Genomic DNA, 25,755 nt, shown 5'->3' on the forward strand with positions numbered 1-25,755 from the left:
AAGATCGTGGGCATGGACGAGGACAGCGCACGGGGCACCTGGCGGCGCGAGCCGAGCACCGTCGTCGTCGCGGACACCGGTGCGCCGACGCGCATCGCCGAGCCGTTCGCGATCGCGGCCGGCAGCGTCCGGCTCGAGGCGCCGCACGAGTTCGCGCCGCACCGGCACGCGCTGCACGAGCTGGTCTGGGTCCGCGGCGGCACCATGACGGTCCGGCTCGAGCACCGGATCCTGACCGTGCCGGACGGCTTCGGCGTCTGGATCCCGGCCGGGACGGAGCACGCCGGGCGGACGACCGCGCGCACCGCGCTCTGCGACGCGCTGTTCGATCCGGAGCGCTCGCCCGTGCCGATCACGGCGCCGGTCCTCGTCGAGATCACCCCGGTGCTCGCCGCGCTGCTCACCCGGCTCGCGCGGACCGACCTCGAGGCGGCGGCGCGGCTGCGGGCGGAGGCGGTGGTCTTCGACGTCATCGCGCCGTCGGCGGAGCAGTACTCCGTCACCGTGCCGCAGGGCGAGCGGCTCGCGCCCCTGGTCGCGGCCCTCCTCGACGACCCGACCGACCGGCGGACGCTCGCCGATTGGGCGGAGCACCTCGGTGTCGGCGAGCGGACCCTCTCGCGGGTCCTCCGCGCGCAGACCGGACTGTCTTTCCTGCAGTGGCGCCAGGCGCTGCGGGCGCACCGGGCGCTCGCGCTGCTGGCGGAGGGGCGCAGCGTGCAGGACGTCTCCGAGCTGATGGGCCACACCCACCCGAGCACCTTCATCGCGGCGTTCAAGCGGGTGATGGGGACCACTCCCGGCGCCTTCGCGCAGGATCAGCGCACGGCCGCTTCCTGACCGGTTGCGGCTGCACCTGGCCGGAACGCTCTATCCGGTGTCGTCGGCAGTCGATTGCGGACGGTGGTGCGGCCGCCTAGCCTGAGGAAGGTAAGCCAACCCTTACTCAGCGGATCCCCTCCCGCTTCCCCCTCCGACGCAGGAATCCGCTCCTCCCATGCCTCCCTCCCCCGAGCCCGCGCGCCCGTCCTCGCGCCTCGCCGGCTCCGACCTCGTGCTCGGCTTCGGCCGGCGCACCGTCGTCGACGGCGTCTCGGTGCGGCTCGAGCCCGGCCGGGTGACGGCGCTCGTCGGGCCGAACGGCTCGGGCAAGTCGACGCTGCTGCGCGCGCTCGCGCGGCTGCACGCCCCGAGCGGCGGCGCCGTCACCCTCGACGGCGGCCGCCCCGCGACCGCGCTGAGCAGCCGCGACTTCGCCCGCGAGGTGACCCTCTTCGCGCAGAGCCGCACCGCTCCGCAGGGCCTCAGCGTCCGGGAGGTCGTCGCCTTCGGCCGCCACCCGCACCGCCGGGCCTTCGCCGGGCCGTCCGCCCGCGACCGCGAGGCGGTGGAGCAGGCGATGACCACCACCGGGGTGCTGTCGATGGCGGAGCGCGCGGCCGGCGAGCTCAGCGGCGGCGAGCTGCAGCGGGTCTGGCTCGCGGCCTGCCTCGCGCAGGACACCGGCGTGGTGCTGCTCGACGAGCCGACCAATCACCTCGACCTCCGCTACCAGGTGGAGACGCTCGACCTGATCCGCGATCTCGCCGAGGTGCACGGGGCCGCGATCGGCGTCGTGCTGCACGACCTCGACCACGCCGCGCGCGTCGCCGACCGCCTGCTGCTGCTGAGCGACGGGCGCGTCCTCGCCGAGGGCGACCCGCTCGCCGTGCTCACCGCCGAGCACATCGAGGCGGCCTACGGACTGCGGGTCGAGGTCGCCGTGGACGAGCGGACCGGACACCTGCGCATCGACCCCGTCAGCCGGCACAGCGTCTCGAAGCACAGCGTCCGCCTGCACGACCAGACCCCCGCCCGTTCCCGAGAGGACACCGAAGAATGACCCGAGCCCCCCTCCTCCCCGCCGCCCTGGCCGCGGCCGCCGTCGGAGTGCTCCTGCTCACCGGCTGCGGAACCACCGCCGTCGAGAGCGCCGACGCGGCCGGCACCGTCGACTCCGCCGAGTGCGCCGCCGACGACACCGCGACCGCCACCGGCGCCGTCTCGCTCACCGACAGCCTCGGCCGCACCGTCGAGCTCGACGCGCCCGCCGAGCGGATCGTCGTGCTGGAGTGGCAGCAGACCGAGGACCTGCTGACGCTCTGCGTCGCCCCGGTCGGCGCCGCCTCGACCGAGGACTACGCCACCTACGTCAGCGCCGAGACGCTGCCCGCGAGCACCGCGGACGTGGGCGAGCGCGGCGAGCCGGACCTCGACACCCTCTACGGCCTCGACCCCGACCTGATCGTGATGGAGGCGTACAGCGCCGACGACGAGCTGCTCGCCCAGCTCGAGGAGCGCGACGTGCCCGTGCTCGCCACCATCGGCGCGGACGCGAGCGGCCAGATCGACAACATGAAGGAGGTGTTCTCGCTCCTGGGCGAGGCCACCGGCCGGACCGAGCGCGCCGACGCGGTGCTCGCGGAGTTCGACCAGCACCTCGCCGACGCCAAGACCGAGGTCGCCGAGGCGGCGCTCGCGACGCCGGAGTTCGTGTTCTTCGACGGCTGGATCGAGAGCGGCAACGTCGTCATCCGCCCCTACGGGAAGGGCGCGCTGTTCACCGAGCTCGGCGAGGAGCTGGGCCTCGAGGGCGCCTGGACCGACGAGATCAACGACTCCTACGGCAGCGGCGGCGTCGACCCCTCCTACCGACTCGCGCAGACCGACATCGAGGGACTGACCGCGGTCGGCGAGGCGAACCTCGTCTACTCCAACGACGGCACCCCCGACAGCTACGTCACCGAGCTCGCCAAGAGCCCGGTCTGGTCCGCGCTGCCCGCCGTGCAGCAGGGCCGCGCCTTCGAGTTCCCGCCCGGCGTCTGGGGCGCGGGCGGACCGAAGTCCGGCGAGCAGGCCATCGACGCCTTCGTGGACGTCATCGTCGGCGAGTGACGACGACGCCGACCGCCGCCGAGCGCCGCGCGACCGCCCCCTCCGGGCGGCGCGCGGCGCTCGGCGGCGTCGGCGTGCTCGCGGCCCTCGCCGTCGCGGTCGTGCTCATCGGGCTCTGGCACCTGACCCAGGGCACCTCGGGCATCGGCGCGGACGGGCTGCTGCGCGCCCTGCTCGGCGAGGACGTGGCGGTCGGCGGAGTCTCGGCGGGCGACGTCTTCGCCGGCTCGCGGCTGCCGCGCCTGTCCGCGGGCATCGCCGTGGGCCTCGCCCTCGGCGCGGCCGGCGCGCTGCTGCAGTCGATCTCGCGCAACGCGCTCGCCTCCCCCGACACGCTCGCGGTGACCGCGGGCGCCTACTTCGCCCTGACCGCGGTGGCCGCCTTCTCGCTGACCGTGCCGCTCTGGGCGTCCAGCGGGGTCGCCTTCCTCGGCGGTCTCGCCGCGGCGGCGCTGGTGCTGGTGCTCACCGGGCGGGCCGCGGGCACCTCCAGCACCCGGCTGATCCTGGCCGGCTCGGCCATCGCGATGGCGCTCGACTCCGGCACCGCGATGCTGCTGATCCTCTTCCGGGAGAACACCACCGGGCTCTTCGCCTGGGGCAGCGGCTCGCTCGGGCAGCTCAACATCGACGCGTCGGCGCGCGCCGCTCCGCTGATCGTCGTCGTCCTCGCGCTCGCCCTGCTGCTCTCGCGCCGCCTCGACGTGCTCGGCCTCGGCGAGGACGGCGCCGCCTCGCTGGGCGTCCCGGTCCGCTCGACGCGGGCGCTCGCCGTGCTCTGCGCGGTCCTGCTCACCAGCACCTCGGTGACGCTGGCCGGGCCGATCGCCTTCGTCGGCCTCGGCGCCCCCGTCCTCACCCGGCTCCTGGCCGCGCGGGTGCCGGCGCTGCGCCGCCACGTCTTCCTGGTGCCCGCGTCGGCGCTGATCGGCGCCGCGCTGATCGTGCTCGCCGACGCGCTGCTGCGCGCGATCCTCAGCCCGGAGGGAGCCACGGCCATCCCGACGGGCATTCCGACCGCGGTGCTCGGCGGGCTCGTCATCGTGGTCCTCGCCCTGCGGATGCGCGACGCCGGCGCGGCGCGGTCGGCGCGGACGGTCCGCTCGACGCTGCGGACGGCGCGGCGGTTCCGGGTCGTGCTCGGGGTGGTCGCCGTCCTGCTCGCCGTGACGATCGTGCTCGCCCTGCTCGCGGGGAGCCTGCAGCTGCGGCTCGGCGACGTCGTCCTCTGGCTGCAGAGCGCGGCACCGGACCTCGTCGCCCGCGCCCTCGACGAGCGGGCGCCGCGCATCGCCGCGGCCGTGCTCGCGGGCGGGGCGCTCGCTCTCGCCGGCACCGCCGTGCAGGGCACCGTGCGCAATCCGCTGGCCGAGCCGGGGCTGCTCGGGATCACGGCCGGCGCTGGGCTCGGTGCCGTGATCGTCGTCACCACCGGGCTGGGCGGCGGCGGCCGGCCGGTGCTGATCGCGATGGCGATCGCCGCGGGGCTCGCGACCTTCGGCGCGATCGCGCTGCTCTCCTGGCGCGGCGGGCTGCAGCCGGACCGCTTCGTGCTCGTCGGCATCGGTGCCGGCTACGCGCTGAGCGCCGTGACCGCCTTCCTGCTGCTGAACTCCGACCCGTGGCGGACCCCGCGGATCCTCACCTGGCTCTCCGGCACGACCTACGGCCGCTCGCTGCCGGACGTGCTGCCGGTCGCGCTCGGGATCCTGGTGCTGCTGCCGGTGCTCCTCGGGCTGCGCCGCCGCCTCGACCTGCTGGCGATCGACGAGGACACCCCGCGGATCCTCGGCGTCCGGCCCGAGCGCACCCGCCTGGGCGTGCTCGCCCTCGCCGCCGTGCTCGCCTCGCTGGCCGTCGTCGCCGTCGGCACGGTCGGCTTCGTCGGTCTGGTCGCGCCGCACCTGGCCCGGACGCTGGTCGGCGCGCGGCACGGGCGCATCGTCCCGGTCGCGATGCTGCTCGGCGGCCTGCTCGTCCTCGTCGCGGACACCCTCGGCCGCACGCTCATCGCGCCCTCGCAGCTGCCCGCGGGGCTGATGATCGCGCTGGTCGGCGCGCCCTACTTCGTCTGGCTGCTCCGCCGCACCCGCGACTGAGCGAGGAGGCGGTAGGCCGCGCCCGCGGCGAGCACCGCGACGCCGCCCGCGATCGAGGCGGGCGGGAGGGTCGCCACGAGCAGGAGGCAGCCGGCGACGCCGACGACCGCCAGCGGGCGCGGGTAGCGGCGGTGCGGGGCCTCCTGGGTCAGCGCCGCGACGTTCGCGACCAGGTAGTAGAGCAGCACGCCGAACGAGGAGAAGCCGATCGCCGAGCGCAGGTCGGCGACGAGCACCAGCACGACGACGATCAGGCCGACGGCGATCTCGGCGCGGCGCGGGACGCTGCGGACCGGGTCGATCACGGCGAGCGCCCGCGGCAGGTCGCCGTTCCGCGCCATCGCGAGGCTCGTGCGCCCGATGCCCGCGATCAGCGCGAGCAGCGCACCGAGGCTCGCCGCCGCCGCGCCCACCCGGATCGGCACCGCGGTCCACGGCCAGGCGGCGGCCGCGTCGACGAGCGGCTGCGTCGAGGCGGCGAGCCGCTCCGGGCCGAGCGCCGCGAGCAGCCCGGCGCCGACGACCGTGTAGAGCAGGACCGCGAGCAGGAGCGCGCCGAGGATCGCGCGAGGGATCGTGCGGGCGGGGTCGCGCACCTCCTCCCCCATCGTCGCGAGGCGGGCGTAGCCGGCGAAGGCGAAGAACAGCAGGCCGGCGGACTGCAGCACGCCGTAGGCGTCGAAGGGCCGGTCGGTGCCGGAGACGACCGCCGGTCCGGACGCGGCGGCCGCGGCCATCGCGACGACGAGCACCACGAGCACGATCGAGAGCAGGATCCGCGTCGCGAGCGCCGTGCGGGTCACCCCGAGCACGTTCACCGCGACGAGCGCGACGACCGCGGCGACCGCGACCGGTCGCTCCCAGCCCGCGGGCGCGGCGTAGGCGGCGACGGTCAGCGCCATCGCGGCGCAGCTCGCGGTCTTGCCGACGACGAAGCTCCAGCCGGCCAGGAAGCCGGGCCACTCGCCCAGCCGCTCCCGGCCGGAGAGGTAGGCGCCGCCCGAGCGGGGGTACTGCGCGGCGAGCTGCGCCGTGGAGGAGGCGTTCGCCCAGGCGACGATCGCGGCCAGCGCGAGGCCGACCAGCAGCCACGGCCCGGCCGCCGCGGCAGCGGGGGCGAAGGCCGAGAAGAGCCCGGCGCCGATCATCGAGCCGAGCCCGATCACGACGGCGTCGCGGAGGCCGAGGCGGCGGGCGAGGGAGGCGTCGGCTGTCACCGGACCGTCTTAGCGCACGCGGGGAACGCGCGGGTTAACCTGGGCGTCCGCGCCGAGACCGGGAGGCTCCCATCCGCATCCTCATCGTCGACGACGAGATCAACCTGCTGGGCGCGCTCGAGGCGGGGCTGCAGGGCGAGGGCTTCGCGGTCGACACCGCGACGAACGGCACCGACGCGCTCTGGCTCGCGCGGGAGGCGGAGTACGCGGCGATCGTGCTCGACCTGATGCTCCCCGACATCAGCGGCTTCCGCGTCTGCGAGCGGCTGCGCGCGGCCGAGGACTGGACGCCGATCCTGATGCTCACCGCGAAGGACGGCGACCTCGACCAGGTCGAGGCGCTCGACACCGGCGCGGACGACTACCTCACCAAGCCGTTCTCCTTCCCCGTGCTGGTCGCGCGGCTGCGGGCGCTGATCCGCCGCGGCGCCGCTGAGAGGCCCACCGTGCTGACCGTCGGCGATCTCGTGCTCGATCCGGCCGCGCGCCGGGTGGAGCGGGGCGGGGTCGCGATCCCGCTCACGGCCCGCGAGTTCAGCGTGCTGGAGTACCTCGTCTCGCGGGCGGGCGACATCGTCTCCAAGCGCGATGTGCTCGGCGCGGTCTGGGACTTCGACTTCGACGGCGATCCCAACATCGTCGAGGTCTACATCCGGACGCTCCGCAACAAGATCGACCGGCCGTTCGGCCGCGAGACGATCCGCACTCAGCGCGGCGCGGGCTACACGGTGCTGCCGTGAGGGCCGGGACGACGCGGCGGCGCTCCCTGCACTCCCGGATCACGGTCGCGGCGACCGCCGTGGTCGCCCTCGCGGCGGTGCTCGGCGCGGCCGGCTTCCTGCTGGTGCTCTCCTCGGTGCTCGCGGGCAGTGCCGCGACGGCCGCCGAGACCGAGGCGGAGCGGGTCGCGACCCTGGTCGAGCGCGGCGGTGCGGACGCGGTGCGGGCCTCGGAGGGCGTGGTCCAGCTGATCGTCGACGGGCGCGTGGCCGCCGCGGGCGAGGACGCCGACGACCTGCCGGCGCTCGCGACCGAGGAGCGCGACGAGCCGTTCACGACGACGCCGGCGGACGAGGATCCGCTGGTCGTCGCGACGCAGGAGCTCGACGACGGCTCGCTCGTCGTCGTCGGCGTGCCCGACGAGGGCCGTGCGGAGGCGCTCGCGACGACCGCGGGTCTGCTCGCGGTCGCCGTCCCGCTGCTGGTCGCCTTCGTCGCGATCGTCTGCTGGATCGTCGTCGGCCGCGCCCTGCGGCCGGTGGACCGGATGCGCGCGGAGGCGGACGCCGTCACCGCCGCGGCCCTGGACCGCCGCGTCGCGGAGCCCGGCTCCGGCGACGAGATCGACCGGCTCGCGCAGACCCTGAACCGGATGCTCGGCCGCCTCGAGGACGGCCAGGAACGGCAGCGCCGGTTCGTCTCGGACGCCTCGCACGAGCTGCGCTCGCCGGTCGCGGCCCTGCGGCAGAGCGCCGAGGTCGCACTCGCGCACCCCGACCGGCTCGACGCGGCCCGGCTGGCGACGACGGTCGCCGAGGAGTCGGTGCGGATGGGCGGCCTGATCGAGGGCCTTCTGCTGCTCGCGCGCGCCGACGAGGCGCGGCTGGCCGTGCTCGCGGCGCCGGTCGACCTCGACGACCTGGCGCTGCGCGAGGTGCGGCGGCTGCGCGACTCCGGGATCGCTGTGGACGCCTCGGGCGTCTCGCCGGTGCAGGCGGTGGCGGACGAGGCGCTGCTCGGGCGGGCGCTGCGGAACCTCGTCGACAACGCGGTGCGGCACCGCGCAGCGCGGCTGGCGATCGCGACCCGCGGGGCGGGCGACTCGGCCGTGCTGGTCGTCGACGACGACGGGCCGGGGATCCCGGCGGCCGACCGCGAGCGGGTGCTGGAGCGCTTCGTGCGGCTGGACGAGGGGCGCGCCCGCGACGCCGGCGGCTCGGGTCTCGGGCTCGCGATCGTCGCCGAGATCGCGGCGGCGCACGGCGGGAGCGTCGCGATCGAGGAGTCGCCGTGGGGCGGCGCGCGAGTGACGCTGCGGGTGCCGCTGCGCTGACCGGCGCCGGGTCCGCTCCGCTTCAGGCTGGCTTCAGCGGCGCCGCGGGACAGTGGCTGCGGCGTCGAGGAACGGCGCCGGAGACGGAGCGGATCATGAAGAAGAAGACCGGGATCATCGTCGGAGTCGCGGGCGCGATCGTGCTCGCCGGAGCCGGCACGGGCATCGCCTTCGCCGCGACCGACGGCTTCGAGCGCTCGGACGCGCTGACAGGCGCCGACCTCGACCGCGCCAGCGAGGTCGCGATCGCCGAGATCGGCGGCGGGACCGTCACCTCGGCCGAGCGCGACGACGACGGCACGCCGGGCTACGAGCTCGAGCTGCGCGGCGACGACGGCCTCGAGTACGACGTGCGGCTCGACGACTCCTTCGGCGTGCTGGTCGTCGACCCGGACGACGACGCGATGCGCGGCACCGGCGGCAGCACGAACGACGGCACGGACGGCGGCACGACCGGCTCCACCGAGGACAGCACCACCGGCGTCACCGGCGCGGTCGACCCCGACGACCTCGTCGGCGAGGAGCTGACCCGCGTGAGCGAGGCCGCGATCGCCGCGGTCGGCGGCGGCACGGTCACCGAGGCCGAGCGCAGCGACGACGCCGACCACGCCTTCGACGTCGAGGTCACCCGCGCCGACGGCACGGACGTGGACGTCGACCTCGACGCGTCCTACGCGGTCGTCCGCACGGAGGAGTAGGTCGCGGGAGCGGAGGGGCTCAGCCCTTCCCCGGGCCGTTCCCGTTGCCGGGGTTCTGGCCGCTCTCCGGGCTGCGGCCGTTGCCGTTCCCGCCGCCGTTCCCGCCGGAGTTCCCCGGTCCCTCGACCGGCTCCTCGACCGGAGCCTGCGTCGCCGGCGCCTGCACGGCGGGCGCACCGGCGGCCGGCGTCGTGGCGGCAGGCGCCGGCGACTCCTCCTCGGGCGGCTCGGTCGGCTCGACGGGTTCGGCCGGCTCGGTCTCCTCGGGCGTCGGCGACGGCTCCTCCTCGGGACTCTCGACCGGGGCCGGCGTCTCCTCCTCCGGGGTCTCCTCGGCGGGCGGCTCCTCCTCGACGGGAGTGGTCTCCTCCGGCTCGGGCTCGGTCGACTCCTCGGGCGCCGGCACGGCGGCGATCAGCGCGGCGAGGTCGGCGCGCACGAGGTCGGCCTGCGCCTTGATCGACGTGGCCCGGTCCTCCCGGACGTTCCCGCCGGCGACCGCCGCGTCGAGCGTCGCCTGGAGCGCGTCGAGCGCGGTGAGCGCTCCGGCCCAGTCGTCGGCCGACGCCTTCTCGGCGACCGCCACGACCGCGTCGTCGAGGGCCTGCGCGGTGCCGTCATCGATCGACGGATCCGCGGCGGAGCAGCCCGACAGCACGAGCACGGCGGCGAGCACCGCACCCCCGGCCCGCAGTCGAAGGCCCCGCCGGCTCACGCCCCGTCGGCCCGGCCCCCTCACGAGCGGATGCTCTCGCGCAGCTGACGGAGGTGCTCGCCGAGCTCCCCGTCGACGGCGGGCAGCGGCGACTGCGGACCGTCGAACAGCACGATCACGAGGCCGACCGCCACGGCGACCAGCGCGAGCACCACGACGATCAGCCACGGGCTCGGCCCGGTGCGGCGTCGGGCGACGGCGGCGGGCGGCGTGACCCCTGCGCTCGGCGCGACCTGCGTGGTCGTCGCAGTCGCGGGAGCGGCGCCGGGCAGCAGCTCGGTCGCCCCCACGGGCAGCACCGACGTCGCGTCCAGCAGCTCGGTCGCGGCCGCGGTCGGAGCGAAGCGCTCGGTCGCGGGCATGCGCTCGGTCGGCGGCGGTCCGGCGGGCTCCCGGACCGGCACGTCGGGGACGACGATCGCCGTCGGCGGTCCGTCGCGGCGCGGATCGATCAGCGCGCGCGCCGACTCCGCGACCTCGATCGCCGTGGGCCGCTCGGCCGGCTCGCGCCGCGTCATCGCGTTCAGCAGCGCCGACCAGCCGCCGCCGAGCGAGTCCGACACCTCCGGGTCGCGCAGCAGGCGCGCGAGGGTGACCTCTATCGCCGATCCGGTGAAGGGGCGGCGCCCGGTCAGCGACTCGAGCAGCACCAGGCCGAGGGAGTAGACGTCGCTCGCCGAGGTCAGCACGTCGCCGTGCGCCTGCTCGGGGCTGAGGTAGGCGGCGGTGCCGATCAGCGTGCCCGGCGAGGTGATCCGGGTGGCATCGATCAGGTAGGCGATGCCGAAGTCGGCGAGCTTGGGCCGGAACTCGCGGCTCGTCAGCGGGCTCGGCACGAGCAGCACGTTGGAGGGCTTCACGTCGCGGTGCACCACTCCGGCCGCGTGCACGGTGTGCAGGGCCTCGCCGAGGTCGGCGGCCATCGACGCGACGTCGTTCGGCAGGACGGGCCCGCTGGCCAGCCGCTCCGCGAGACTCGGTCCCTCGGCGAGCTCCATCACCATGTAGGCCTGGCCGCCGGTGTCGTCGCCGCCGTCGTCGGCGTCGTAGAGGGTCACCAGCGCGGGGTGGTTGAGGGCCGCGAGCAGCCGGATCTCCGAGGACTTGCGCTGGAGGTCCTGCGCGTCGTCGATACCCGGCGCGAACATCTTCAGCGCCACCGAGCGGCCGAGGATCCCGTCGCGGGCCCGGTACACGGTGGCCATCCCGCCCCGGCCGATCAGCTCCTCGATCGTGTACCGACCGCCGATCGTCGTGCCGACGACGCGGTTCTCGCCCGTTCGGTGGGATGACACGGTTCCTCCTCGGGCGGATGCTGCGGCAACGCCGCGCCCCCCGGTGCGACCGTCTCCCCAGGGTAGTACGTCCGTCTTCCGAGCCGCAGGGCTCGACGGGGGGCTCACGAGCTGTCAAGCGGGTGCTCGCCCGAGGGGCCGCGCGTAGCGTGGCTGGTCCCGACGAAAGGCAGAGGCACATGGACGAGCACGAGCAGGGATCGACGATCGGCGCGACGGACGGCGCGGCTCCGGCCACGCGGACCAGCAGCGAGCAGGTCGAGAAGGACCGCGCCGAATCCCCCGGCAGCGAGCGCGAGACCGAGGTCCGCCAGAATCAGGACCCCACCACCAGCCGGACGGAGGTCTCCGGCTCGGCCGAGGTCGTCTCCGTCCCCGGCACCGGCGGCGCCGACGACGTCGGCACCGTCGAGGTCGACCCCGACGAGGTCAGCCTGAACGGCAAGCCGTTCCCGGGCCACGCCGGAACCAAGTAACCGCTCCCGCGTCGTAACGAGCGGCTAAGCCGCTTCACATCTCGGTGGTGAGGAGAAGGACGCGCGGCGTCCACTCATGCTGGTCGAGTAGCCCCGCAGGGGCGTATCGAGACCCGCCGTCCCCGACAGGGCGGTCTGCAGACTCGTCTTCCGACGTGAGTGGATCTCGATACGCCCGCTCCGCGGGCTACTCGATCAGCATGGCTTCCCCCACGTATTCGGCGATCGTTCCCAGGTCGCTGATCGTGCATCGTCTCGGAGGAGCTGAGCAGCGGTCGACCGGGCACACCATGATGGTCGAGGCGACCTCGACCCGCGCGTGCGGCCGAAGGCGCGTGCTGTTCGTGCAGGTCGATTCAGGCTCACGCTTCGTCGAGTACGACGCCGAAGCGAGCGGCGACGTCCGACAGCGGCTCGCTCTCCATGCCCCCGCGCTGGCCCATGACTGTGGCGATCTCCTCGTCGTCCAAGCGCGAGAGGAGCCGACGGTGTCGTCGGCCCGGCTGATACCGACCTCCGCCCTGCAGAAGGACCAGCGAGGACAGGCGCGCGAAACACATCCGGCGAGGGTATTCGCGACGGTCACCGACAGACCGGGCGGAGTGCTGCCTGGCGCGCGATGTGGCGACCGACCCCGCTCTCCGGCAAGGCGTGCCTCAGAGGACCGGGTCGAGTAGCCCCGGGTCGTGGCGGTCGACCGTCCGCGCGTTGTTCACGCGGCGGTCGACCGGGTAGGCCGTGATCGTCGACGCGACCGCGACCGACGCGCGGTCGAGGGTCGCGAGCATCTCCTCGCTGGAGGCGAGCGGCTCCGGGCTCAGCCAGGCGTCGCGGACGTCGGGCGTGAGGAAGACGGGCATCCGGTCGTGCACCTCGCCGGACGCGTCCCGGGCCTCGCGGGTGATGATCGTGAAGGAGACCCGCCACTCGTCGCCCTCCTTGCGCGCCGCGTAGAGACCCGCCGCGGCGAGGATCGGCTCCTCCCCGTGCAGGAACCACGGCTGCTTGCCGTCGGCGCGCGCCTCCCACTCGTAGTAGCCGCGCATCGGCACGATGGCGCGCTGCTTGGCGAAGGCCCCGCGGAACAGCCCGTTCGAGGCGACCGTCTCGAGCCGCGCGTTGATCGGCGACGGCCCCTTCCCCTTCGCCCACGACGGCCGGAACCCCCAAGAGGCCAGCTCGATCTCGCGCTCCAGCGACTCCTCGTGCCGGTGCTCGCGCACGATCGGCGCCGCGTCGGTCGGGGCGACGCTGAAGTCGGGCGCCCAGTCGGCCGCCCGGCCGCCCGCCGCGACGAACTCCGCGATCAGAGCGTCGGTCTCGGAATCCATCGCGAAGCGTCCGCACATGCGGGCGACACTACGCCGGACCGCCGACAGCGGCGAGGACGGGATCGCGCCGGCCTCGGCGGATCGTCGCGACCGCGAGCCCCGCGACCATCACCGCGCCGCCGATCAGCACGCCGACCGACGGCACCTCGCCGAGCAGCACCCACGCCGACAGCACGCCGACAACCGGCACCAGCAGCGTGAACGGCACCACCGACGCGGCGGGGTAGCGGGCGAGCAGCGAGTTCCAGATGCCGTAGCCGATCAGCGACGCGAACACCGCCGTGTACAGGGTGCTGAGGACCGCCGCGAGCGAGAGCCCCTGGATCGCCTCGGCGATCGCGGGCCCGCCGTCGACGAGCAGCGAGAGCAGCAGCGCCGGGATCGGCACGACCAGCGCCGACCAGACCACCAGCGAGAGCCCCGAGGCGCCCTTCGCGCGCCGGGTCAGCACGTTGCCGATCGCCCAGGAGAGCGCGCCGCCGAGGCAGACCACGAACGGCAGCCACGGCGCGACGGCCCCGTGCGAGAGGGCGACGACCACGAGCCCGGCGACGCCGACGACCAGGCCGATGCTCTGCCGCCGCGTCGGCCGCTCCTTCAGCAGCACGGCCGCGATCAGCACCGTCAGCACGATCTGCGCCTGCACCACCAGCGACGCGAGCCCCGCGGGCATCCCCAGCGCCAGCGCCAGGTAGAGCAGCGCGAACTGCCCGAGGCTCATGAACGCGCCGATCGTCGCGACCGTCCGCAGCGGCGCCTGCGGCCGCGGCACGAGGAACACGGCCGGCACCGCGACCACCGTGAACCGCATCGCCAGGAACAGCAGCGGCGGCACGTCCGCGAGCCCCACGTCGATCACGACGAAGTTCAGCCCCCAGAGCAGCACGACGAGGAGGGCGAGGAGGCTGTGCCGGCGGGTCACCGCCGACCGCCGACGACGCGGCTCTTCGCCGACCAGAAGCGCATCAGCGCACCGGCCGCGATCGAGCCGGCCGCGCCGGCCGCCAGGTCGCCCAGCGTGTCCTCGTAGCCGACGAAGATCGACGGGTCGACGAAGCGGTGCCCGGCCCACTCGCCCCACTCCCAAACCACGCCCATCGACAGGCCGAAGCAGGCGCAGAGCACGATCGCCGGGGCGAGCGGCCCGCGGTCGCCGGCCACCGTCGGCACCACGCCGGCGCGCGCGGCGACGATGTAGGCGACGGCCGCGACCAGCCCGTTCAGCACGAAGTGCACGACGAGGTCCCACGACGCCCAGGCCTGGTAGAGCCCGAGCACGCTGCTCCAGGACGCGACCAGCAGGGCCAGTCCGAAGGTGGCGTCCAGCGCCGGCCGGATCCCGAGGAACCGCGGCAGCACCAGCCCGATCGCGGCGAGGGCGAGCACGGCGACGTCGACGAGGTCCCAGCCGATCACCGCGGCGACGATGCTCACGGCGCCGACGGCGCGGACCGCGTCGGCGAACCACTCGCCCCGGGTGCGCGGGGGCTCCATGAAGGTCGAGATCAGGACGGGCTCGTTCTCGGGGCGGGCTCTCACGGCGGGTCGGGTCACGGCTTCGTGAAGCGGAGGACGGCCTGGACCGCCTCGTGGTCCGAGCCCGGCGCCGTGCCGTAGCGGGTAGCGTTGATCGCCGCCGAGACGACCTCGAAGGCCCCGGCGCTGACCGTGAGCCAGTCGATGCGGCGGCCGGCCTTCGGCGGGCGGTAGTTGGAGTAGGTGCCCCAGTGCGGGGTGAGGTGCGTGCCGGCGACGACCCAGGAGTCCGCGAGCCCGCCCTCGTCCAGCAGCGCCCGGTACGGCTCGGTGCCGACGTCGGTGTTGGTGTCGCCCATCACGATCGCGGGCCGGCCGAGGTCGGTGATCCGCTCGGCGACCAGCTCGGCCGAGCGCAGTCGCGAGCGCCGCGAGAGGTGGTCGAAGTGCGTCGCGACGACGGTGAACTCGCGGTTCGTCGCGTGGTCGGTCAGCTCGGCGATCACCGCGGTGCGCGGGATCCGGTTGCCCCAGCTGCGCGAGCCGGCGACGTCCGGAGTCGCGGACAGCGCGATCTGCGACCAGTCGCGCACCGCGAAGCGGCTCCGGTCGACGAAGAGCATCACCCGCTCACCGCCGCGGTCGGCGTCGCGGCCGAAGCCCATGCCCTCGAACGAGGCGCCGAGCGACTCGTGCACCCATTGCGCCTGATCGGGCAGCGCCTCCTGCACCGCGAGGATCGACGGGCTCTCCTCCTGCAGCAGCCGGCGCACCAGGGGCTTCCGGCGCTCCCACTGGTCGACCGCGCGGGCGGTCAGGCGGGGCATGCGGCGGCGGATGTTGTACGTCATGACGTGGAGCTCGGGCGCCGGGATCGGACCGATCAGGGGGGACGGGTCGGTCATGCCTCCACCCTACGGCGGCGATCGGAGCTGCCAGGGAGGCTTGCGGAGTCGCTCCCGCGCACCCCTACTCTTCGAGGATGACCCTCTCGCCCGCTCTCGCGGCCCTCTCCGACGCCTCGTTCGTCTCGCTCACGACCTTCCGGAAGACGGGCGTCGGAGTGTCGACGCCGGTGTGGATCGCCCGGGACGGCGCGGACCTGATCGTCACGACTCCCCGCAAGAGCGGCAAGGTCAAGCGCCTGCGCAACGACCCGCGGGTGACCCTCGTCCCCTGCGACCGCCGCGGCCGCGTCGCCGACGGAGCGACCGCACTCGAGGCGGAGGCGCACATCGTCTCCGACACCGACACCGTCGAGCGCCTCGGCCGCGTCTTCCTCCGCAAGTACCGCCTCGAGTACCGCGTCTTCATGGTGATCGAGCGGATCGTCTCCCGCGGCGACCGCACCCGCGTGATGCTCCGCATCGCGGACCGCTGAGCCGGGGGCCGCCGCCGCGCAGAGCGTCGCCGCACCACCGTCAGGCGCCATCCCCCGCACTCCAGCGATCGCCGTTCGAGACTGGAGGGATGACCCAGGTGCTCCCGGACGGCTACGCGCAGACACTCGAGCTTGTCGTCCGTCGAGCGCACGAGGCGCGGTTCGCGGTGCAGCGGACCGCGAACACGGAGGTCGTCGCGCTGTGGTGGTTCATCGGCCACACGCTCGTCGAGCGGCAGCGGGCGGAGCCGTGGGGAAGCGGTGTGCTCGCCCGGCTGGCGGCGGATCTCCGCGCTGAGTTCCCGACGATGAAGGGCTTCTCGGAGTCGAACCTGCGCTACGCGCGGCGGTTCGCAGAGGCGTGGCCGTCCGAGGATCTAATTCGCCAACAGCCTGTTGGCGAATTGCCGTGGGGCCACACGATCCAGCTGCTGGACAAGCTCGACGACCAGCGCCTCCGCGACTGGTACGCCGCGCAGGACGTCGAGCACGGGTGGAGCCGAGCAGTCCTGCAGCACCAGATCGCGACTCGACTGCACGAGCGAACGGGAGCCGCTCCGTCCAACTTCTCGTCCGCGCTGGAGCGCCGTGACTCGGAGCTCGCTCAGCAGCTCACCAAGGACCCGTACGCACTCGACTTCCTCGCGATCGACTCCGACGCCGGCGAGCGCGAACTAGAGGAGCGACTCACCCTCCAGGTGGTCGACACTCTGCGCGAGCTCGGCGCAGGGTTCTCCTTCGTCGGACGTCAGGTTCACTTCGATGTGGACGGCGACGACTTCTTCGTCGACCTGCTGTTCTTCAACTGGCAGCAGGTGCGGTTCGTCGTCGTCGAACTGAAGACCCGCAGATTCGATCCGCGCGATGCCGGCCAGCTCGGCTTCTACGTCGCACTCGTCGACGACACGATGCGCATTCCCGAACTCCATGCGCCCACCGTGGGGATCCTGCTCGTGACGGACAAGAACGAGACTGTGGTCAAGTACTCCCTCGCCGGCTCGACGCAGGCGGTCGCCGTGAGCCGGTATGAGCTGTCGCCGGCCGATCAGGCGACGCTGCCGGCGGAGGAGACGCTCACCCGGATCGCGACGGAAGTCATGGACGAGACGAGATCGAAGGCGCCCTGAGGCGCGCGTCCGGTCTGCAAGAAGACAACCAATGCTGACGAAGGAGGTCGGAATGACGCGTCCGGTCGGGGCGGTCAAGCCGGGTCGAGCCGAAATCGATCGGCATCTGCTGTTCGCTGAAGCCGCTCTCGCGCTGGGAGGCCACGAGGTCGAGGATCCGGCGCTGCGCGCCATCATCGGGCGGGCCGCACGCCGTGAGCTGACGGGGGACGAGGCGATCGCTGCGATACGGCGCCGTGTCCAGGGTTGAAGCCCCGGACGGCGCAGCAGCAGTTTCCCGACGATCGCCCGCCTGGGGTCGGTGGGGAAAGGACGCGGCAGCAGCCCTTCATGCTGGTCGAGTCGCCCCGCAGGGGCGTATCGAGACCCCGGTCCCCAGCAGGGCGGGTCTGCAGACCCAGGTCCTGACACGGGTGGATCTCGATACGCCCGCTCCGCGGGCTACTCGATCAGAATGGGACGTCACCACCGCTGGTCCTCCCCGATTGAGACGCCCGCTCCGCGGGCTGCTCGATCAGCACGGGCGGCCCGCCTACACCCCGGCCGGCGGTGGCGGATAGGGCTTCGGCCGCGGGCCGCCGCGGCACTACGGTGGGGCGTCGCCCGCCGGTGCCCATCGCGCTCCCGCGCACGCCGGCGCACGCAGAAGGAGCACGTATGAGCATCGGAGCAGGGATCTTCCTCCTCGTCGTCGGCGCGGTCCTCGCGTTCGCCGTGGACGTCCAGGTGTCGGGAGTCGACCTCAAGCTGGTCGGCTACATCCTGATGGCCGCCGGAGCCGTGGGCCTCATCCTCGGCCTCGTCCTGATGACCCGCCGCCGCCAGGCCGTCTCGACCACCCGCTCGGCGGTCGACCCCGCCAGCGGCGAGCAGGTCACCCGCCGCACCAGCGAGGGCAACGGCCCCGTCGTCTGACCTCGGAGAACGACGAGAGGGGCGTCACCTGCATCACCGGTGGCGCCCCTCTTCTCGTCGCCGAGCGTGCCGCGGCGACTACTCGTCGTCCGGCTACTCGTCGTCCGGCTCGCCGCCCGAGACGGTGTCCGTGTCGCCGCCGCCGCTGGAGGTGTCGGTGCCGGTGCCGTCGGGGAGGTCCTCGGTCTTCTCGGTCTTCTCGTCCTCGGTGCCGTTGCTGCTGTCGCTGCTCATCGCCGCTCTCCCTTCGCCCGGCGCTCTGCCGGAACGCCCACTCTCCTCCGCGCCGCACGGACCGCGCCAGGGGGTGGCGGCGGGCGGCCCGGGGAGGCCACGATGCCCACGCCCCCGCACAATCCCCAGCGGCGCACCCCGCGCCTCCGGTTGACTGGGGTCGCTCCGCCGACCGACGGCGGCACTCTGGAGGAGACATGGCGAACCACCGATTCGAGCTGCGGTCCGGACGCGGGATGGGCGTCTCGGCCGCCGGCGACCCGATCGCGGACCGGCTGGTCGTGTTCTGCCACCCCACTCCCGGCGCGGGCGGCTTCGACCCCGACCCGCTGGTCACCGGACCGTGGGGCCTGCACCTGCTGATCCTCGACCGCCCCGGCTACGGCGCCTCCGATCCCGTCGACGCGCAGCACGGCCGCGTCCAGGACCGCGCCGACGACCTCGCGGAGTACCTCCGCCGCTCCGAGCGCACCGCCCGCGACGTCGACGGCGCCCGCTTCGGCAGCGTCGGCGTGGTCGGCTGGGGCTCCGGAGGCGCCTTCGCGCTCTCGCTCGCCGCACGGCACCCGGACCTCGTCGACCGCATCGCGATCGTCGGCACCCCCGCTCCCCCGCAGGCCGGCGCTCTCGTGCACCCGACGACGGCGTGGGAGCGGCGGCAGACCCTGCCCGGCGAGGACGCCGCGGGGATCGCCGCGACGCTCCCCGCCGACGTGCCCGGCCTCGACTCGCTCGGCGTCGACCCCGGCGACCCGGTCCTCGAGAGCCACGGCGGGCTGCGCAACCGGCTCGAGCGGATGCTCGGCGAGGGCTGGCGCCAGGGTCCCGGCGGCGCCGCGACCGACCTGGTCGCGCTCCGCGACGGCTCCTGGGCGGACGAGCTCGACCGGGTCACGGCCGAGGTCCTGATCGTGAACGGCGACGCGGACCCGGTCGCCGGCTCGGAGGACGCGCGCTGGTTCCGCTCACGGCTCGCCGACGCGCGCTCCGCGACCGTCGACGGCACCGGGCGGCTGGCGCTGGTGCGCGAGTGGCGCCGGATCCTCGACCACGTCGCTCCGCTCGAGCGCGGGGCGCAGGGACGATGAGCCGCCGCATCCGTCGCCGGAGCGGAATCGGCCTCGGTGCCGGCCCGCTCGCGCTCGTCGGCGCGATGGCGGTGTCCGGAGTGATCCACCTCGTGCGCCCCGCCGTCTTCGAGCGCGCCGTCCCGCGGGCGATGCCCGGCTCCGCCCGAGGCTGGGTTCTCGTCTCGGGCGTCGCGGAGCTCGCCTGCGCCGCGACGACGCTCTGGCCGCCGACCCGCGCTGTCGGCGGTCTCGCCTCCGCCGCCCTGATGGCCGGGGTCTTCCCCGCCAACGTGCAGATGACCCTCGACGCCCGCCGCCCGCGGACCCGGGCGATCACGCTGCTCCGCCTGCCGCTGCAGATCCCGCTGGTGCTCTGGGGGCTGCAGGCCGCCCGCTCGACCCCGCGCTGAGAGCGGCCGCCGAGGCCGACGCAACCCCGAGCGGCGCTCGCGATCGCGCTGCTACCGTCCAGGCATGAGCGACCAGAAGGCGGATGATCGCCGAGACCAGCTGACCAGCGCACCGAAGGCGACGGAGGCCGACGCGGCCCCGCGCATCGACGTGACGACCACCCCCGCGGGCGACACCCGCATCGACATCCGCGACGACGCCGCCGTGCGCCCGGGCCGGGTCGACGCCGACGGGAACGAGCTCGACGAGGACGAGGACGGCGCCGATGTCTGAGCTCCGCCGCGCCGCGATCGTCTACAACCCCGTCAAGGTCGACCTCGAGGCCGTGAAGGCCGCCGTCGCGCGCGCCCAGGAGGCCGCCGGCTGGGACGAGACCCTCTGGTTCGAGACCTCCGTCGAGGACCCGGGAGCCGGCCAGACCAGGGAGGCGCTCGAGCAGGGCGTCGACATGGTGATCGCGGCCGGCGGCGACGGCACCGTGCGCGTGGTGGCCGAGGCGCTGCAGGACTCGAAGGCGTCGCTCGCGCTGCTGCCCTCCGGCACCGGCAACCTGCTCGCCCGCAATCTGAACCTCACGCTCGACGACGTCGACAACGCGCTGACCGTCGCCTTCTCGGGTGAGGACCGCGCCATCGACATCGGCGTGATCGACATCGAGACGTCGAAGGGCCGCGACCGGCGCTCCTACGTCGTGATGGCCGGTCTCGGTATCGACGCGAAGATGCTCGCGAACACCGACGACGACCTGAAGAAGCGGGCCGGCTGGCTCGCCTACGTCGACGCGCTGCGGAAGGCCCTGCTGGACAAGAACCAGCTCGAGTTCCGCTACTCCCTGAACGGCGCGAAGACGCGCAAGGTGCGCGCGCACACGATCATCGTGGGCAACTGCGGCGCCCTGCCGGCGAACATCCTGCTGCTGCCGGACGCCGCGGTCGACGACGGCGAGTTCGACATCGTGCTGCTGCGCCCGGAGGGCTTCTTCGGCTGGGTCCAGATCATCTTCAAGGTGGTCTGGGAGAACGGCGTGCTGCGCCGCAGCGGCGTGGTCGGCACGAAGCTGATGGGCCTCACGAAGGAGGTCTCGGCGCTGCGCTACGTGAAGGGCCACGAGCTCGTGGTGCGCCTGGAGAAGCCGCAGGAGATCGAGCTGGACGGCGACCCGTTCGGGACGACGTCGGCGTTCCGCACCTGGATCGAGCCGGGCGGACTGACCGTCCGAGTCCCCGCCGCGTAGCGCGGCCGTCCTGGACGAGCGCGGACCCGCCGCCTGATCGGCAGGCGGCGGGCACCGGCGAGCGACTGCGGCGCGGGTTCGGGTCCCGCACCCCATGCGCTTGCATGGACACGGCGACCCTAGTGCGCATTCCGTCGTCGAAGCAATGGATTCCGCACCTCTGCGCGCCTTTTCGCCGCAGAACAGGCGTTTCTGCTCAGTGGAGGCGGCCGGACGCAACCGATTCCGCACTCCACGCTCGATCCGGCCGCCGCCCCGCAACCTCCGTCACCGGGGCGACCGCGCGGTCGTCAAGCGGGAGAACCGCGCCCCGTCCCTCCACTACGGTTCCCCCCATGGGCTTCTTCGACCGCACCGTCCCCCCGGCCGCCTCCCCGGCCGCCTCGCCGGCCACTCCCCCCGCCGAGCGGCGGCCGACGGTGTGGACCGACGGACTCGGGCGCTTCGCGCTGCGCTGCCTCCAGGTGCTCGTCGTCCTGGCGCTCGCGGCGGTCCTCGTCCTCGCGATGACCCAGCTGACGCTGGTGCTGATCCCCGTGCTGATCGCGATCATCCTCGCGTCCGCGATCCACCCCGTCCTGGCCTGGATGCGCCGCAAGGGCGTGCCGTCGATCCTCGCCACCTGGATCGCCCTGATCGGACTGCTCGCGATCCTCGGCGCCATCGGCTGGCTGATCACCGTCGCGGTCCGCAACCAGTGGGACGAGCTGGTCAGCAGCGCGTCCGACGGCATCGCCTCGCTGCAGGACTACGTGCAGCACCTGCCGTTCCAGATCGACGAGCAGCAGATCGAGGACGCCCGCCAGAGCGTCGTCGACTTCCTCACCTCGAGCTCCTTCGGCTCCGGCGCCCTCGCCGGCGCGGCCGCCGCGGCGAACTTCGTCACCGGCCTGGTGCTGATGATCGTCGTCCTCTTCTTCTTCATGAAGGACGGCCCGAAGATCTGGGAGTTCCTGCTCCGCCCCTTCACCGGCTCGAGCTACGACCGCGCCAAGCGCGTCGGCGGCAAGACCGTCGACGTCCTCGGCGGCTACATCCGCGGAACGGCGACCGTCGCCGCGGTCGACGCGATCGGCATCGGCGTCGCCCTCGCGATCCTGCAGGTGCCGCTCGCCCTCCCGCTCGCCGTGATCGTCTTCCTCACCGCCTTCATCCCGATCGTCGGAGCGACCGCCGCCGGCATCCTCGCCGCACTCGTCGCCCTCGTCGCGAACGGTCCGCTGGCCGCGTTGATCGTGATCATCGTCGTCATCGCCGTCAACCAGCTCGAGGGCAACTTCCTCCAGCCGGTCGTGATGGCCCGCTCGCTGAAGCTGCACCCGCTGATCGTGCTGATCGCCCTGACCATCGGCACCGTGCTGGCCGGCATCGTCGGCGCCGTGCTCGCCGTGCCGATCGCCGCGGTCGCCTGGGGCATCGTCTCGGTCTGGAACGGCCCCGACCGCCCCGCCGAGCCGGCCCGGCAGAAGCGCGACGAGTCCGTCTGACCCGAGCCGGTCGCCGACCGCGGCGTTGACTTCTGCCGCGCCGCTACGGCGCGCGCCCGATGATCCCGTCGCGCAGGGCCTGGCGGCGCAGCGCGATCTTGGTGCTCACGCCCACGCCCTCGGCGCGGTACTTCGCCCGAGCGTTACGGAGCGAGCTGCGCGCCGCGTCCTGGGTGATGCCGAGCTCGGTCGCGACCTGCTTGAGCGAGAGCCCCTCGACGAAGAGGCCGACGATCCGGCGCTCACGGGCCGTCAGCGGGCCCGTGCCGCCGCCGCCGAGCAGCGCCCGGGTCTGCGGGGTGAGGAAGCACTCCCCGCGCGCCGCGGTGCGGATCGCCTCGAGGATCACCTCCGTCCGCTCGCTCTTCACCAGGTAGCCGCGCGCTCCGGCCTCCAGCGCCCCCGCGACGGTCTCCGCCTGGGAGTGGGTGCTGATGATGACCGGGGCCGCCCCGGCGGCGGTGATCGTGCGGATCTTCATCGCGAGGTCGAGGTCGTCGCCGAGGTCGATGTCGAGCAGCACGACATCGGTGGGGAAGCGCGGATGCGCCAGCAGACCGGTCCAGCTCGAGGCCGTCGCGACGACGCGGATCTCCGCGCCGGAGCGGTTGATCCACTCGGTGAGCGCGCTGAGCAGGATCGGGTGGTCGTCGAGGATCGCGAGAGCGATCCCGGGCTGCTCGCCGGTCGCCGTCCCGACGTCCGCGCTCACGCCGGCCGCCCCGGCGGGCGGTGGTCCAGCTCGATCGTCGTCCCCGTGCCCTCGGGTGACGCCCGGTGCGCGCCGATCTCGCCGAGGATCCCCCAGACCGCCGGGTCGACATCCCGCGGCCGCAGGCCCGGCGCGCGCAGGACGATCCGCACCGGCACCGCCGCGTCCTCGCGCTGCGCGAGCACCAGCTCGAGGGCGGGCCGGCCCGCGGCGGCCTGCGCGGTGAGCAGCCAGAGGACGGAGAGCAGGCGCGAGCGGTCCGGCGGCGCCAGAGCCGCGGCGACCCCCCGCGGGTCGCGGACGAGCACCGCTCCGGAGAGCAGCGCGGACTCCTCCACGGCGATCACGAGCCAGGTGCGGTCGTGGCTGCGCGCCAGCACCTCGCGGAGCCGGTCGCCGAGCACCCGGGCCCGCTCACCGAGGTCGGCGTCGGGCGCGGCGCCCCGGGCGACGACCTCCTCGAGCAGCTCCGCGATCTCCGCGTCGACCCGCGCGAGCTCCACGGCCGCGAGACTGCCCGGACCGGTGCCCGGCCCGTCGACCACACTGTCGGCCAGGGTGCGGTCGAGCCCGCGGTGCACGTGGCGGTCGAGCGCGGTGAGCAGCGAGGCGTAGACCGCCACGGGGGTCGTCGCCAGCAGCACGTTGCCGACCGCGATGCTCGACCCCTCGCCGGAGATCAGCGCGTGGGCGAGCAGCCCGAGCAGGCTCAGCCCGACGAGCACGATGATCGCCGCGGTGCTCCGCGAGGGCGGCTGGAAGCCGAGCAGCGCGATCACCGTCGCGCCGACCCCGATGCAGACCGTCGGATAGTAGAGCGGCGCCGGCGCCGGCAGCGCGTAGTCGGCGAACTCCAGCACCATCGCCACCGCGTCGACGGCGAGCACCCCGGCGAAGACCGGACGGGGCAGCTCGCCGTGCCGCGTCACCACGACGACGATCCCCACCGCGAGCGCGGCGAGCACGAGCGCCCAGGACAGACCGGACAGCCCGGTCGCCGACCGGTCGTTCAGCGCCCAGAGGAAGGACGCCAGCCCGCGGACCACCAGTGCCACGGTGATCGCGAGGAAGCCGGCGCTCAGATAGCTCGCGGTCAGGCGATGGGTGCGGGTGATCCGCTGGCGGACCGAGTCGAGCGTCCTCGGCCCCTCGCCGGCCGCGCGGACCAGCTCGACGAGCGTGCCCTCTCCGGCGCGGTCGGCGCGGTCGGAGCGGTCAGAGCGGTCGGATCCGGCGGAGCGGTCGGCGCGGTCGCCGGCCCCGATCGGCGCGGTCATCGCGGCACGCTCAGCAGGACGGTGGTGCCGGCGCCGACCGCGGAGAAGATCCGCACCGTGCCGCCGACGGCCTCGATCCGCCCGACGACCGACTGCGCGAGGCCGAGCCGCGACCCGGGGACGGCCGCGGGGTCGAAGCCGCGCCCGGCGTCCGAGACGGTCACGCGGACCGCGTCCGCCCCCTCGTCGAGCGTGACGTGGGCCGTCGCCGCACCGGAGTGGCGCCGCACGTTCTCGAGGCACTCCCCCGCCGCGCGCGCGAGGGCGTCGAGCGCCGCGTCGGGCAGGGGCGGCGCGTCGGGCGCGGCCGTGCCGGAGTGCCAGCGCACCTGCACGCCCAGCGCCTCCGCACGGCGGCCGACCTCGGCGAGCACCGAGGGCGCGCTGCCCGCGTCCTCGGCCGGCGCCGGGCTCCCCTCCGTGGAGTCGGCGGGGGCGGGATCGGCGCGGTCGAGCCGGCGCAGCAGCGCGAGGTCCGCCGCCGCCTGCGAGCGCAGCGTCGCGACGGGGACGCCCTCGCCGCGGTGGGCGAGCAGGGTGAGGGTGGCGAGGATGGTGTCGTGCATCAGGCGCGCCTCGCGGCGGCGCTGCGCCTCGCTCTCGCTTGAGCGGCGCTCGGCGGCGTGCGCCGTGCGCAGGCGGGTGGTGCCGGCGTGGGCGCGCTCGACGCTCGAGGCGAGCCAGCGGGCGCCGATGACGGCGACGATCCAGCAGACGACGACCGAGAGTCCGACGAACAGCGCCCGTCCCGAGCCGCTCGTCGCCGCCATCCCGAGGGCCAGCGCGGGGACGCCGCCGAGGACGGCCGCCCAGCCGAGGCACGCGGACGAGCCGATCGCGAGCAGCGGGGCCGGGAGCGCCATCGAGGCGAGCATGGTCACGCAGCTGAGCACGGTGCGGTCGCCGTCCGGGACGCCCGGGCCGAGGAACGCCGCGAGCGCGACGACGCCGAGCACGAGGCCCGCGATCACGGCCCGCGCGCCGCTCGGACCGGCGCGGCGCGAGGAGAGCTGGATCGCGGCGCCGACCACGAGCAGGAGGGCGCTCGGCAGCACGGCGGGCAGCTCGGTCGGCACGAGCATCACCAGGTGGAGCGCGGACGCGCCCGCGAACACTCCCCCGGCCCGGCGCGCGCAGGCGACGCCGACCTCGCTCTGCTCGCGGCGGAGCTCGAGCGCATCCGCGACGGCGGCCTCGGCGCTCGGGAGCCCGGCACTCGTGAGCAGCATCGACACCTCGCCGTGAGGGGTGCGCGAGCCGCACCCGGAGTTGCATCGTGGCACAGGCGCGGGCCGCGCGAGGAGCCGGTCTGGACCCGACGGTCGCGCTCGGGCGCTCCTCTCCCGTAGAGTGGAGACATCTCCTGGGCGATCGCCCGAATTCCACGGCTGAGAAGTCGCACGACGACGAAGAGACTCAGCCCCTGATAGAGACCGCAACGATCGAGTGCATCGCCCTCGATCCGCCGGTTCGAACGCCCGCCTCATCCGCGGGTACCGCCCTTCACAGGACGCCGCGGAAGCCGCGCCGTTCCTCGTTCGACCCCCGCTTCTCCGACACTCTCGGTGAGCGGGACGTTCTCCCCCGCGCAGTCGCACTCCCCACGAGGAGCC

General features: G+C 74.3%; 28 protein-coding genes. 17 read left to right on the forward strand and 11 right to left on the reverse strand.

Going from position 1 to position 25,755, the window contains the following annotated elements; all coding sequences use genetic code 11:
- The first annotated feature begins 12 nt into the window (after positions 1–12).
- The 4 genes from MT353_RS05030 (at position 13) to MT353_RS05045 (ending at position 5,033) form a co-directional block, all read left to right on the forward strand.
- Positions 13–840, forward strand: a complete 828-nt coding sequence (locus MT353_RS05030) for a helix-turn-helix domain-containing protein (RefSeq protein ID WP_123734413.1) — start codon at positions 13–15, stop codon at positions 838–840.
- Positions 841–997: 157 nt separating this feature from the next.
- Positions 998–1,882, forward strand: a complete 885-nt coding sequence (locus tag MT353_RS05035) for an ABC transporter ATP-binding protein (RefSeq protein WP_243600408.1) — start codon at positions 998–1,000, stop codon at positions 1,880–1,882.
- Positions 1,879–2,934, forward strand: a complete 1,056-nt coding sequence (locus MT353_RS05040) for an ABC transporter substrate-binding protein (RefSeq protein WP_243623725.1) — start codon at positions 1,879–1,881, stop codon at positions 2,932–2,934. The genes MT353_RS05035 and MT353_RS05040 overlap by 4 nt, the downstream gene beginning before the upstream one ends.
- Complete coding sequence (locus tag MT353_RS05045; RefSeq protein ID WP_243623726.1) at positions 2,931–5,033, forward strand: iron ABC transporter permease; 2,103 nt, start codon at positions 2,931–2,933, stop codon at positions 5,031–5,033. Before MT353_RS05040 ends, MT353_RS05045 begins: the two co-directional genes overlap by 4 nt.
- Here MT353_RS05045 and MT353_RS05050 read toward each other — a convergent pair.
- Positions 4,997–6,250 (reverse strand): APC family permease, encoded by a 1,254-nt coding sequence (locus MT353_RS05050; RefSeq protein ID WP_243600406.1) that lies wholly within the window; start codon positions 6,248–6,250, stop codon positions 4,997–4,999. The genes MT353_RS05045 and MT353_RS05050 overlap by 37 nt on opposite strands.
- 71 nt (positions 6,251–6,321) lie before the next feature.
- Here MT353_RS05050 and MT353_RS05055 point away from each other — a divergent pair, with 71 nt between their 5' ends.
- The 3 genes from MT353_RS05055 to MT353_RS05065 all read left to right on the forward strand — a co-directional run bounded on the left by MT353_RS05055 (position 6,322) and on the right by MT353_RS05065 (position 9,001).
- Complete coding sequence (locus MT353_RS05055; RefSeq protein ID WP_243623784.1) at positions 6,322–6,990, forward strand: response regulator transcription factor; 669 nt, start codon at positions 6,322–6,324, stop codon at positions 6,988–6,990.
- A complete protein-coding gene (locus MT353_RS05060; protein WP_243623727.1) occupies positions 6,987–8,303 on the forward strand; it encodes an ATP-binding protein in 1,317 nt (438 codons plus the stop codon). Before MT353_RS05055 ends, MT353_RS05060 begins: the two co-directional genes overlap by 4 nt.
- A gap of 95 nt (positions 8,304–8,398) precedes the next feature.
- Positions 8,399–9,001 carry a PepSY domain-containing protein gene (locus MT353_RS05065; protein ID WP_243623728.1) on the forward strand — a complete coding sequence of 201 codons (603 nt, stop codon included), beginning with the start codon at positions 8,399–8,401 and terminating at the stop codon, positions 8,999–9,001.
- A 19-nt stretch (positions 9,002–9,020) separates the two neighbouring features.
- On the opposite strand, the gene MT353_RS05070 is transcribed toward MT353_RS05065, so the two are convergent.
- Both MT353_RS05070 and MT353_RS05075 read right to left on the reverse strand, forming a co-directional pair.
- Positions 9,021–9,677, reverse strand: a complete 657-nt coding sequence (locus MT353_RS05070; RefSeq protein WP_243615910.1) for a hypothetical protein — start codon at positions 9,675–9,677, stop codon at positions 9,021–9,023.
- A gap of 59 nt (positions 9,678–9,736) precedes the next feature.
- Positions 9,737–11,011 carry a serine/threonine-protein kinase gene (locus tag MT353_RS05075; protein ID WP_243623729.1) on the reverse strand — a complete coding sequence of 425 codons (1,275 nt, stop codon included), beginning with the start codon at positions 11,009–11,011 and terminating at the stop codon, positions 9,737–9,739.
- A 179-nt stretch (positions 11,012–11,190) separates the two neighbouring features.
- On the opposite strand from MT353_RS05075, the gene MT353_RS05080 reads away from it, so the two are divergent.
- On the forward strand, positions 11,191–11,487 hold the full coding sequence (locus MT353_RS05080) for a hypothetical protein (RefSeq protein ID WP_243600402.1): 297 nt from the start codon (positions 11,191–11,193) through the stop codon (positions 11,485–11,487).
- 656 nt (positions 11,488–12,143) lie between these two features.
- Here the strand turns inward: MT353_RS05080 and MT353_RS05085 are convergent.
- The 4 genes from MT353_RS05085 to MT353_RS05100 are packed head-to-tail and all read right to left on the reverse strand — an operon-like array spanning position 12,144 to position 15,199.
- Positions 12,144–12,836, reverse strand: coding sequence for an SOS response-associated peptidase (locus tag MT353_RS05085; protein ID WP_123701670.1), 693 nt, complete (start codon positions 12,834–12,836; stop codon positions 12,144–12,146).
- Between the two features lie 10 nt (positions 12,837–12,846).
- The gene (locus MT353_RS05090) at positions 12,847–13,740 is read right to left on the reverse strand and encodes an EamA family transporter (RefSeq protein ID WP_243600400.1); all 894 of its coding nucleotides are present in this window, start codon (positions 13,738–13,740) and stop codon (positions 12,847–12,849) included.
- On the reverse strand, positions 13,737–14,372 hold the full coding sequence (locus MT353_RS21875; protein ID WP_243623731.1) for a hypothetical protein: 636 nt from the start codon (positions 14,370–14,372) through the stop codon (positions 13,737–13,739). Before MT353_RS21875 ends, MT353_RS05090 begins: the two co-directional genes overlap by 4 nt.
- Positions 14,369–15,199: an endonuclease/exonuclease/phosphatase family protein gene (locus MT353_RS05100; protein ID WP_123734401.1), complete on the reverse strand. Its 831-nt coding sequence runs from the start codon at positions 15,197–15,199 to the stop codon at positions 14,369–14,371. The genes MT353_RS21875 and MT353_RS05100 overlap by 4 nt, the downstream gene beginning before the upstream one ends.
- A 77-nt stretch (positions 15,200–15,276) precedes the next feature.
- Between MT353_RS05100 and MT353_RS05105 the strand changes: the two genes are divergently transcribed.
- The 4 genes from MT353_RS05105 to MT353_RS05120 all read left to right on the forward strand — a co-directional run bounded on the left by MT353_RS05105 (position 15,277) and on the right by MT353_RS05120 (position 17,717).
- Positions 15,277–15,675 (forward strand): PPOX class F420-dependent oxidoreductase, encoded by a 399-nt coding sequence (locus tag MT353_RS05105; RefSeq protein WP_123734842.1) that lies wholly within the window; start codon positions 15,277–15,279, stop codon positions 15,673–15,675.
- Between the two features lie 89 nt (positions 15,676–15,764).
- Positions 15,765–16,802: a YhcG family protein gene (locus tag MT353_RS05110; RefSeq protein WP_243623732.1), complete on the forward strand. Its 1,038-nt coding sequence runs from the start codon at positions 15,765–15,767 to the stop codon at positions 16,800–16,802.
- Positions 16,803–16,833: 31 nt separating this feature from the next.
- Positions 16,834–17,052: a hypothetical protein gene (locus MT353_RS05115; protein WP_243600398.1), complete on the forward strand. Its 219-nt coding sequence runs from the start codon at positions 16,834–16,836 to the stop codon at positions 17,050–17,052.
- Between the two features lie 407 nt (positions 17,053–17,459).
- The gene (locus MT353_RS05120) at positions 17,460–17,717 is read left to right on the forward strand and encodes a DUF6458 family protein (protein ID WP_123444811.1); all 258 of its coding nucleotides are present in this window, start codon (positions 17,460–17,462) and stop codon (positions 17,715–17,717) included.
- A gap of 93 nt (positions 17,718–17,810) precedes the next feature.
- On the opposite strand, the gene MT353_RS05125 is transcribed toward MT353_RS05120, so the two are convergent.
- Positions 17,811–17,951 carry a hypothetical protein gene (locus tag MT353_RS05125; protein WP_159423548.1) on the reverse strand — a complete coding sequence of 47 codons (141 nt, stop codon included), beginning with the start codon at positions 17,949–17,951 and terminating at the stop codon, positions 17,811–17,813.
- Positions 17,952–18,148: 197 nt separating this feature from the next.
- Here MT353_RS05125 and MT353_RS05130 point away from each other — a divergent pair, with 197 nt between their 5' ends.
- The 5 genes from MT353_RS05130 to MT353_RS05150 all read left to right on the forward strand — a co-directional run bounded on the left by MT353_RS05130 (position 18,149) and on the right by MT353_RS05150 (position 22,153).
- Positions 18,149–19,039 (forward strand): alpha/beta fold hydrolase, encoded by an 891-nt coding sequence (locus MT353_RS05130; RefSeq protein WP_185020067.1) that lies wholly within the window; start codon positions 18,149–18,151, stop codon positions 19,037–19,039.
- Positions 19,036–19,431 (forward strand): hypothetical protein, encoded by a 396-nt coding sequence (locus tag MT353_RS05135; protein WP_243623733.1) that lies wholly within the window; start codon positions 19,036–19,038, stop codon positions 19,429–19,431. Before MT353_RS05130 ends, MT353_RS05135 begins: the two co-directional genes overlap by 4 nt.
- Positions 19,432–19,495: 64 nt before the next feature.
- Positions 19,496–19,705, forward strand: coding sequence for a multidrug transporter (locus MT353_RS05140; protein ID WP_123444809.1), 210 nt, complete (start codon positions 19,496–19,498; stop codon positions 19,703–19,705).
- Complete coding sequence (locus MT353_RS05145) at positions 19,698–20,666, forward strand: diacylglycerol kinase family protein (protein WP_123444808.1); 969 nt, start codon at positions 19,698–19,700, stop codon at positions 20,664–20,666. Before MT353_RS05140 ends, MT353_RS05145 begins: the two co-directional genes overlap by 8 nt.
- Before the next feature lie 335 nt (positions 20,667–21,001).
- A complete protein-coding gene (locus MT353_RS05150; RefSeq protein WP_123734838.1) occupies positions 21,002–22,153 on the forward strand; it encodes an AI-2E family transporter in 1,152 nt (383 codons plus the stop codon).
- Positions 22,154–22,196: 43 nt separating this feature from the next.
- Here the strand turns inward: MT353_RS05150 and MT353_RS05155 are convergent, their stop codons facing one another.
- The 3 genes from MT353_RS05155 to MT353_RS05165 are packed head-to-tail and all read right to left on the reverse strand — an operon-like array spanning position 22,197 to position 25,371.
- The gene (locus tag MT353_RS05155) at positions 22,197–22,865 is read right to left on the reverse strand and encodes a response regulator transcription factor (RefSeq protein WP_243600396.1); all 669 of its coding nucleotides are present in this window, start codon (positions 22,863–22,865) and stop codon (positions 22,197–22,199) included.
- Complete coding sequence (locus MT353_RS05160) at positions 22,862–24,142, reverse strand: hypothetical protein (protein ID WP_243623734.1); 1,281 nt, start codon at positions 24,140–24,142, stop codon at positions 22,862–22,864. Before MT353_RS05160 ends, MT353_RS05155 begins: the two co-directional genes overlap by 4 nt.
- Positions 24,139–25,371, reverse strand: a complete 1,233-nt coding sequence (locus tag MT353_RS05165) for a sensor histidine kinase (RefSeq protein WP_243623735.1) — start codon at positions 25,369–25,371, stop codon at positions 24,139–24,141. The genes MT353_RS05160 and MT353_RS05165 overlap by 4 nt, the downstream gene beginning before the upstream one ends.
- Positions 25,372–25,755: the final 384 nt, after the last annotated feature.

Source organism: Rathayibacter sp. VKM Ac-2927, assembly GCF_022815525.1.
In the GTDB taxonomy this organism is placed as follows: Bacteria; Actinomycetota; Actinomycetes; order Actinomycetales; family Microbacteriaceae; genus Rathayibacter; species Rathayibacter festucae.